Annotated in this window: 10 protein-coding genes; 2 read left to right on the top strand and 8 right to left on the bottom strand. The window is 39.3% G+C overall.

The window, feature by feature from the left end; translation table 11 throughout:
• Window positions 1–4 precede the first annotated feature (4 nt).
• Together Aba26S_RS16565 and Aba26S_RS16560 are read left to right on the top strand one after the other, a co-directional pair.
• Window positions 5–325, top strand: a complete 321-nt coding sequence (locus Aba26S_RS16565; RefSeq protein WP_043973563.1) for a hypothetical protein — start codon at window positions 5–7, stop codon at window positions 323–325.
• 13 nt (window positions 326–338) lie between these two features.
• Window positions 339–716: a hypothetical protein gene (locus Aba26S_RS16560; RefSeq protein ID WP_000592534.1), complete on the top strand. Its 378-nt coding sequence runs from the start codon at window positions 339–341 to the stop codon at window positions 714–716.
• Between the two features lie 55 nt (window positions 717–771).
• Here Aba26S_RS16560 and Aba26S_RS16555 read toward each other — a convergent pair whose 3' ends face one another.
• The 8 genes from Aba26S_RS16555 to Aba26S_RS16520 form a co-directional block, all read right to left on the bottom strand.
• Window positions 772–1,758 (bottom strand): hypothetical protein, encoded by a 987-nt coding sequence (locus Aba26S_RS16555; protein ID WP_043041522.1) that lies wholly within the window; start codon window positions 1,756–1,758, stop codon window positions 772–774.
• 139 nt (window positions 1,759–1,897) lie between these two features.
• Window positions 1,898–2,410, bottom strand: coding sequence for a hypothetical protein (locus tag Aba26S_RS16550; protein ID WP_043041524.1), 513 nt, complete (start codon window positions 2,408–2,410; stop codon window positions 1,898–1,900).
• A gap of 99 nt (window positions 2,411–2,509) precedes the next feature.
• On the bottom strand, window positions 2,510–2,962 hold the full coding sequence (locus Aba26S_RS16545; RefSeq protein WP_043041543.1) for a hypothetical protein: 453 nt from the start codon (window positions 2,960–2,962) through the stop codon (window positions 2,510–2,512).
• Window positions 2,963–2,967: 5 nt separating this feature from the next.
• Window positions 2,968–3,387 carry a hypothetical protein gene (locus Aba26S_RS16540; protein ID WP_033917401.1) on the bottom strand — a complete coding sequence of 140 codons (420 nt, stop codon included), beginning with the start codon at window positions 3,385–3,387 and terminating at the stop codon, window positions 2,968–2,970.
• A 70-nt stretch (window positions 3,388–3,457) separates the two neighbouring features.
• Window positions 3,458–3,766 (bottom strand): hypothetical protein, encoded by a 309-nt coding sequence (locus Aba26S_RS16535; protein ID WP_252322560.1) that lies wholly within the window; start codon window positions 3,764–3,766, stop codon window positions 3,458–3,460.
• A complete protein-coding gene (locus Aba26S_RS16530; protein ID WP_033917402.1) occupies window positions 3,763–4,293 on the bottom strand; it encodes a hypothetical protein in 531 nt (176 codons plus the stop codon). Before Aba26S_RS16530 ends, Aba26S_RS16535 begins: the two co-directional genes overlap by 4 nt.
• 206 nt (window positions 4,294–4,499) lie before the next feature.
• The gene (locus tag Aba26S_RS16525; protein WP_033917403.1) at window positions 4,500–5,006 is read right to left on the bottom strand and encodes a hypothetical protein; all 507 of its coding nucleotides are present in this window, start codon (window positions 5,004–5,006) and stop codon (window positions 4,500–4,502) included.
• A 12-nt stretch (window positions 5,007–5,018) separates the two neighbouring features.
• On the bottom strand, window positions 5,019–6,107 hold the full coding sequence (locus Aba26S_RS16520; protein ID WP_043041526.1) for a DUF6685 family protein: 1,089 nt from the start codon (window positions 6,105–6,107) through the stop codon (window positions 5,019–5,021).
• Window positions 6,108–6,162 lie beyond the last annotated feature (55 nt).

The following is a 6,162-nucleotide window of genomic DNA, read 5'->3' as shown; positions in this document are numbered from 1 at the left end:
TAGTATTGAATCCCTTGTTATTCAATTTGAAGCCGATTATCAAACTGCACTAAAGCAAGGTTTAGATATTTACTTTGGCGTTGGCTATACAACTACTGAGGATAGTCAATCTATACAGGCGTATCTTGTGAAAGATAAGGAGATTTATAAAAAGCATTACTGGAGTTGGGAATACCCAAGAACACCACACAAAATTGAAAAAACTAAAGCTGAGCACCGCCATTGGTTAAACCTAGCTGATGTACGAAACGCTGCGCTCGAGGCGAATATTACAAATGAAGCAGATCTACAATCTGTTTTACAACGTTCATTCGCTACAATATAAAAAGGTAAACTAAATGATTAAAAAAAATGTGGATTTTGAACGTGCTTCTGATGTTCAAGCCATCGTTTACTCAGTAAAAGATGGATCTGCAGTTTTTGTCGTACCAAATGGCTTTGTGTTGCTGGAGGTTCCATTGTCACAAACTCAAGCCGAGTACTTCAAGATGTATGAGAAGTCACCTAATGTTTTTGTGTTGCACGGTAAGGCAAAATTCCATTACGTGTGTGATTGTGAAGTTGAACTGGTTGGCTTTAGTATGGAAAGATCTAAGCTAACAAATCAATTGGTCAATCCAAGCTTATTTAGCCACATTGATAAACCTGCAGTCAGTATAGATTGCATCTATGATGATATGTCTGCACCAACTATAAGCCCTGGCTTTTATTGTTAATTAGCTGGTGTAAAAAAAGCCCGAAATTCGGGCTTTTAATTTGTCTGAAGACAAGTTATTTCAACTCGCACGGCGCTTTAATTCTGATGTTATTTGCCCAAGAATAAACATCCGAACCTTTTTGTGGGAAAGGCTGACTCTTAGAATACTGCAACCAACACACCGAATTATGGGTTGGATCTAGTGCCTTACGTTTTTCACGTAATTTAATCAGGCTTTCTCTTAACGCTGCAGTATCGTATTTTGGATCAAGTGACATAAAACCTACCGCAAACAGATCCGCATAAGATTCTCGCCATAGTTGCGTTTTACCGCTACTTTCAGCCGTTACAAAGGTAGATACATCATCCATCTTTACTTTGGACCGATCAGACGGCGCAATTGAATTTAATGCTTTAAGTGGCTGGCCAAGTTCACCAGGCACATCGGTCGCACGATCTAAACAGTGAGATAACTCGTGCGCTAATATCAGCATTTCCCAATCGTTGTAGCTTACATCGGTTTTTGCTTCTTTATACATGGTGTTCATGCTGGTTTTAGACATATTCACCAGGCAATATCCTGTACTAGATCTTAATGAAGCTGGAGAAGCTTGCGGTATATCTAAGGAAGTTAAAGCCCAACTTTCGTTAAAGTCACCTAACACAAGTGGCGCGTTGTAGTTTTCCTTGGCAAACTTTTGTAGTTGATTGAAGTTGCTACCCGGTAGCATCGCAGCAATATGGTCATGGTTGAACTGTTTCTTTTCTAGCGTTTTGAAACACCATATAAAACCATATGACAGTAGAAACATTAGGAATGGAACAACAGCAACAGAGAGCATAAGTAGCATAAAGTTTTCGTCTAGTCGCTTGGTTCGGTCTTTGGTCTTAATATAAGGTGTTGCCAAGCACCAGCTGAGCACTACTGTCATCAAGATTAAAATAACAAGAAAAGTCATGGTGTAGCCAACTGGTTGAATAAACGTAAAGGCAATCCACGCAAAACAAGTTAGGACGGTTAAGGTCCACAAAATGATGTTTAAAATGATTTTTGTTTTCACGCCGTTGGCATCCCTAATCTATAAAAATAAATGTGGCCCATTAAACGGGCCATATTGAGTCTGTTCTCTTCATCATCGCCAATGTGGTCGATATAAATATATTAATAAACCATCAAAGCTAAAAACTTTTCTTAAAAATTTAAGATGCCTGCACACCAGGATAATCGTTGTAGTTGCCATCAATAAATTGATTGGTAGATTTACTGACATCATCATACCAAATCGGCATGCATTTCGACTTGTCAGTTTGATCGATGGCCATGTATGGAAGTCCTAATTCGTTTTGAATCAATTCAGCATCCATAAATGGCTCAAGAACCTTCATAGGAATGGAAAACAAACACTCAACATACCCATTATCATGAATGACCTTCCGGCTGGCTTTAGAAGCACTGTCAAAGCGCAATGCATTCCACAAGTGAGAAGCTTCATTGATGGTATGTGGTTGTTTTAGGTAATTAGGATTTTCAGACGCATAGATCGACAGTGTATTCACATCAATCATCAGCTTAAGTACACCTGAACCGACCATATGTTCAATCGGTATATACAGCATGATAGCGCCGTATCCTAAGCTTCGTTTTTTAGCATCTGGATGTTCACCAATACCACCAATAACGCTATGAATAAGAATAGGTAGAGTTGTGTTCATTTTATAAACCTTTCAATAGTTTTATATCTCTTTATACATTTGATACCGCGTATAGCAGATATATAACACGGCGATGTTAATAGAGATTGCATACAGCCATTAATATTGATTAATGACTTCATCCATCACATAAATTGAGTAGTTGTACTGGTCTAAGCGATATTTGCTTTCTTCAGTATGTTCACTGGCCAATGCTTGTAGTTGAGTTTCGTTCATGGAAGAAGCATAGCGGTTACGGATTGATTTAAGCTGGCTCAATTCTAAACGTCCAGTACTCTTGGTCAGATTGCTAACAGTTGTGAATAGATCCTGGTCATATTCTTGCAATTCACCATACAGCCAAGCAAGGTGTTCTGCACTGATGTATGGGTTATTTTTTTCATAGTAGTTTTTCAGTTTGAGTAAACTCAAACCACATATGAACACAGCAACCATAAGGCTAATGACAAGCCCCTCACCGAGTTTAAGTAGGTACAGGAATATAAAGATACTAATCACGCCAATGGCAATAGAGATATATCGCATAGTTTGATTTTGGAACATTTCTAACATGGGCATTACTCACTTTTTGTAATGTTGTTTTGATAAAGATGGTCTATTTGAGCGATGGCAAGTTTCATGCGTTCCGTGGTGCAAGTCAGGTCGTCATCAAAACGATGGTTGAATTCAACAATCCCCTGTTCTTCCATGTCTTGCATTTCACGCTTAGCATTACTTAAGCCTTTTTCTATACCAACCAGATTCAAGTTAAAGAAGTCTTCTAGTAGCTTTTCACTCTCAATGATTTGTTTGAGCTCAGTGACATAGACTTCAGTTTTCTTTTTGCTGATTTCCGCAGCCATCGCATAACGAAAGTTGCCGTTTACAACAACAGTTTTGAGTTCTGGTGAATATTCGTTGTATTCACTTGGAATTCGACTAACGGACTGGACGGCGTGACTCCAGCCATATTTCTGAAAATATTCAATTCCCGTCATGGTATATACCTACGATTGTTCTTTTTTAAGTTCAATAACAGCCAATAACGCTTTGTTTTGGCGTTCCAATTCATATTGTTTTTCGGTCTACATTTTGGCGATCGAAAAGTTCTCTAATCTGCTGTTTGTAGTGGTTGTCATAGTACGAATAGGCTTTACGTTCTGCTTTTCTACGTGCAATGCGTACTTTGGGATGCCAGTTGAATTCTTTGTCGTCTGCATAACCCCTCATGAACTCAACCAGTTTACTATCACCACGCATTTTACAAACCTTAATGAAGCCCATTTCTAAAACTGTAATTGGCGCACGGCGCGGATCTCCAAACTCCCAACGCCGTTTAATCCCAAAGCCACACATCTCTATTTGAACCGTAATCATGGTTTAACCTTTATCAAATGTTTGAGCTTCTGGATCTTCGACATTAAATCTGGACCATCACTTTCATGGTAAGCAAGGTGTTCATTAACGAATGTGATAAAAGCATCCAATTCAGTTTGAATCGTTGCCAATTGATTGCGTAACCACTGGCATGTGGCTTCATCTTGTTTTATCGCCGTTTCAAGCAATCCTCTCGCATGTTCATAGGCATTTGCCTCACCTTGCGCCACCATATCTGCAGATGATTTCCAATCGCCCCATTTCTTATTCCAAAAGTCATCGAGCAACTGCAGTAATTTTTCCACTTCCAATTGGTCATCGCTGATGGCTGGTGTTTGCATTTGATAGATAGATTTTTTTGTTTCTACTTCACTTTGCATCCAACCATCACGAAAAGCTTCCCATTTCGCCTGATGCACCCAAGAAGAATAATTGCCACTGGCCAACAGACTACCGACCACGCCGTATTTATTTTCAAAAGCGCTACGAGCTTCAATTTCTGAAGCAATGTTTTCATTCATGTTCATTGTTATTCACCGTCCGTAATTCAATTTCAGTTGAAGTGGCTAAACGGATGGTACGCTTGGCATATGCGATGCATCCGTAAAAAGTGGAACCGTGCGGATTGATTAGGTCCACGTACAAATGGCGAGTGGTGATTCGGTTGATCTAGAGCAATTTGTTCATGTTTCGCTGAACAATGTAATCACCTACTGCATAAGTATTTTGCGTATCAATCATGCTGACTATCCCCATGAAGCAAAGGCACTTGTAATGAGATTTTTGTTTCCTTCATCTCATGAAGTTTTTGAATCGCACGTTCTGGATCTATCACCCATGCATCAAAGAGCAGTTGTGTGACAAAAGAAAACTTCTCACCAACTTTGCGGAACGGTGTGCCGTGGCTATTCAGGAATTGTTCAAACACAAGATATTGCTGTTCGATGGCCTGGTTAAGTTCAAACAGGTCAATACAGCCCTCTATCAAGTTGTACTCACCTAAAGCATTCGGCATAAACATCCATTTACGCTCATGGGTTAAGCCATCTACATGTAGGTAGGCGTGTTTGTTGAGGCTAGTCCACTCAGGTTTCATCATGACGTAGGTGTTGTACTCGTCATCTTCAAGATAGTTGTAGTGGGTAGCATCAACGGGTTTCTTTGCTAAAACAGAAATGGCCTGTTCAAGTGTCAGACCGAGAATGAGTGCATGTGGTGTAGTTGATGATTGGTGATCCATATTCCCTACCCCTTAGATTGTCGGGCTAGTCGGTTTAGGACCACTCAAACAAATTTCGTTTTGAACGTGATTGTAGATCTCAGCCAAGTGAGGTCGTGTGCTAAAGAATTGATCTTCTGATGTATCAGAGAGGTTAGCACTCATGATGGTGAGTAGTGCTTCATTTTTGAATTGCGCTTGAACCGCTGACTTTAATGCACCATTCAATGAAGCATACAGATTGTTGAATAGCGAAATAACACGGGCATTCTGATCATTCTTTTTGAAGAAGATAAAATTAACTTCACGTTCACGGAAAAACACCAGCTGATATTCAAGCCCTGATTCTGATAAATCATTCCCCATATCAATCAATGCATCATCTGGAACGGCGAACGCAGCGTATTTTGAATCAAAGTTTTGAAGTGCTTTACTTGAGATTAGATTCAAACTTACTTTGCCTTGAATCGGCACACATTGGCTCAGTTTCTTAGCCAAGTAATGTGCAGCAGCCATGTGATGTGATCCACCAGCATTTTGAACAAAAATCTTAGGACTCCAGCCATAGATAAAAAAATGATCAGTGGTTGTATCTGGAGAGTTCAATAAACGGATTTCTGGCCATAACAACATTCGTTCTAAATTTTCCATACTCACATCACTAATGTAATCAGGGCATGCGTTTTTTACAAAATCATCAATGCTACGGTACTGGCTTAAATCCGACTTGGAATTTGAGAAGCCCCCAATTTCAGATAGGTCAAGTAAGCATGGTGTTTCAAGATGAATGGTTTCTGAAAAAATCGGGTTAAATACTTCAGCCAATTCTTCAGCAAAGGGAGAGATGTAGAACGGCTTATGATTTTGCGTATCTTGACCAAGGTAGCTGATGGAATCGTTATCTTTGGCATGTGGATTCAAAACAATGTTTTTGCCTGGTACAAAATTAGTAGGAGATATACCAGTCATACAAAGAGAATCTTTGATTTGATGAAAAGGGAAAACATCGGTCGTGGCGATGCTGTCAGAATTGACTAAACGGGTATCAATAAAGGGTTTTAGCTTGAGATTCTTATAAAGCTTATGTTTTGGTGAAAATACCGAAAGTAAAGTGTCTAACATTTTAAGCACTCCATTGATTAATGCTTTATTAAAACTAATAAAGATATATTAATAC

The organism is Acinetobacter sp. NBRC 110496 (assembly GCF_000876115.1).
GTDB lineage: Bacteria > Pseudomonadota > Gammaproteobacteria > Pseudomonadales > Moraxellaceae > Acinetobacter.
This window is presented reverse-complemented; position numbering and strand designations above follow the sequence as displayed.